We start from the raw sequence: 2,489 nt of genomic DNA, 5'->3' as shown, positions 1-2,489 counted from the left end.
CGATGTCCGGGTGCGCCAGGCCATCGCCTACTCCCTCGACCGCGAACGCATCATCAACGAGGTGTTCCGGGGCGCGGGATATCCGCTGAACGTGCCGTGGCCCAAGAACTCGCCCGCCTTCGACGAATCCCGCAACACCAAGTACAACCGTGACATCGGCAAGGCCAAACAGCTCCTCGACCAGTCGGCGAGGCCGCCGAAGCTGCCGCTGACCTTCGCCCCCGGTTACGGCGAGGTCGCCCAGATCGTGCAGGCCAACCTCGCCGACGTGGGCATCGAGGTCGACCTCGACCCGGTCGACGCCGCCACCTTCGTCAAGCAGCTCACCGGCCAGCAGTTCCGTGGTCTGTGGGTCACCGACCATTCGTGGGCCCAGTTCGTCCCGTCGACTCTCACGGTGAGCGCCTACCCGTTCAACGCCCGCCGCAATGCCTCACGCTACGAATCGCCCGCCTACACCGCGGCCGCCGACACCGCCTGGCAGTTGGCACAGGGCACCGGGCCCGAAGCGGTCCGCGCCTACCAGGCCGTCACCGACCAGCTGCTCGAAGGGCTTTTCCTGATCGAAATCGGCGTGCGTTTCCAGCAGTACTCCACCGTCAACAAGGTGCACGGTTTCGCCTGGACCAAGCGGCGCGAGCCCGTCCTCACCGACACCTTCCTGTCATGACGCGCTACCTGCTGCACCGGCTCCCCTCGGCGCTGCTGGTGCTGTTCGGGGCCTCGGTGCTGATCTTCCTGCTGCTGCGGCTGGTTCCGGGTGACCCCGCCACCATCCTGGCGGGCAACGACGCGACACCGCAGACCATCGAGGTGATCCGCCACCAGCTGGGCCTCGACCGATCCATCCCGGTGCAGTATCTGCAGTGGCTCGGCGACGTGTTCACCCTCGATCTCGGTCGCTCCTACATCATCGGCGGCGAGATCACCGACCTGGTCGGCCGCGGGCTCACCAACACGCTGGTGCTCACGGTGACCGCACTGCTGCTGGCTGTGCTGGTGAGTCTGGTCGTGTCGGTGGCGTCGGTGCTGTGGCCGAGCCGCTGGCTCAATACTGTTGTCGCCGCGGCCAATACGATCGCGGTGGCGCTGCCGACGTTCGTGGTGGGGCCGCTGCTGGTGCTGGTGTTCGCCGTCGCGATTCCGGTGTTGCCCGCCGGCGGAGTGCCGCCGGACGGCTTCATCGCCCGGCCCGATATCGCCGTGCAGTACCTGCTGCTGCCCGCGATCTGCCTGGCGCTGCCGGTCTCGGCGGCGCTCACCCGCTTCCTCACCGAAGCGCTGCGCACCGAACTCGCGAAACAGTATGTGCTGACGGCACGTTCACTCGGCGTCGGATATCGCGAGATCGTCACCCGTGGCGCACTGCGCAACGCGCTGCCGACCATGCTCACCGTGCTCGGCATCCAGACCGGGCAGCTACTCGGCGGTGCGGTGCTGGTGGAGGCGGCCTTCGTATGGCCGGGGATCGGGCAGCTCATCGAGCAGGGGATCAGTCGTCGCGACTATCCGCTCGTGCAGGTGCTGTTGCTGCTGTCGGTGGCGGTGTTCGTGGTGATCCAGCTGATCACCGATGTCGCGCACGCGTGGCTGGACCCGCGGATTCGCATCGGAGGACGCTCGTGACCGTCACCAAAACCACTGTGACTGTGGACGAATCACCACGGCACGAGGGACCCTTGCGCGCGCTGCGCCGTGGGCAGGGACTGGCCGGGGTACTGCTGGTCGCCGTGGTGGCACTGGCCGGGGTGTTCGCCGGGCTGCTCAGCTCCTACGATCCGCTCACCCAGATCCCCGGCGCCAACTTGCTCGGCCCCAGCGCGCAGCACTGGCTCGGCACCGACCACCTCAACCGTGACGTGGCCGCCAGGGTGCTGGCCGGTATCCGGATCGACCTGCTGATCGCGCTGCTCGCCGTGCCGATCGGCGCCCTGGTCGGTGCGCTGGTCGGGCTGGCCGCCACCGTCCACCCGATCGCGGACGTGACCGTCCAGCGGGTGTTCGATCTGATCCTGGCCTTCCCCACCCTGATCTTGGGGATCACGCTCGCCGCGATCACCGGGCCCGGCTGGCACGCGGTGGTCATCGTGATCATCGCCGCCGAGATCCCGATCTTCGGCAGGCAGATCCGCACGGCGGTACTGGCCGTGCGCGAACAACCGTTCGTGGAAGCCTCGGAGGTGATCGGCGCCGACACCTGGTGGACCCTGCGAAAGCATGTGCTGCCCAATGTGATCGAACCGCTCGGCGTGCAGTTCGCGCTGTCGCTGTCGGTGGCGGTGTTCATCGAAGGCGCGATGAGTTTCATCGGGATCGGTGTGCTGCCGCCGCAGCCGTCGCTGGGTTCGCTGATCGCAGGCTCGATCGCCAACCTCGACGCCAACCCGTGGATCGCGATCGGACCGCTGGTCGTGGTGGCCGCGTTGACCCTGGGATTCCTGTTGATCGCCCAAGCATTGGGCCGGGCAAGGAGATTGGCATGAGCACAC

General features: G+C 67.5%; 3 protein-coding genes. All 3 read left to right on the top strand.

Features of this window, described 5'->3' with window-relative positions:
* Positions 1–670, top strand: a 670-nt coding sequence (locus ACFWF3_RS32075; protein WP_379317557.1) for an ABC transporter substrate-binding protein, incomplete at its 5' end; no start/stop codon positions are given.
* Positions 667–1,626, top strand: a complete 960-nt coding sequence (locus tag ACFWF3_RS32070) for an ABC transporter permease (RefSeq protein ID WP_378991318.1) — start codon at positions 667–669, stop codon at positions 1,624–1,626. The genes ACFWF3_RS32075 and ACFWF3_RS32070, both read left to right, overlap by 4 nt.
* Complete coding sequence (locus ACFWF3_RS32065; RefSeq protein WP_379317555.1) at positions 1,623–2,483, top strand: ABC transporter permease; 861 nt, start codon at positions 1,623–1,625, stop codon at positions 2,481–2,483. Before ACFWF3_RS32070 ends, ACFWF3_RS32065 begins: the two co-directional genes overlap by 4 nt.
* Positions 2,484–2,489 lie beyond the last annotated feature (6 nt).

The sequence above is a fragment of the Nocardia sp. NPDC060220 genome (genome assembly GCF_042727815.1).
Lineage (GTDB): Bacteria > Actinomycetota > Actinomycetes > Mycobacteriales > Mycobacteriaceae > Nocardia.
Note: the sequence above shows the minus strand (reverse complement) of the source record. Positions and strands in the feature narration are given on the sequence as shown.

Bases quoted from the DNA above. Each gene is read 5' to 3' on its own strand.
- ACFWF3_RS32070 (WP_378991318.1), top strand. From the start codon at position 667: ATGACGCGCTACCTGCTGCACCGGCTCCCCTCGGCGCTGCTGGTGCTG.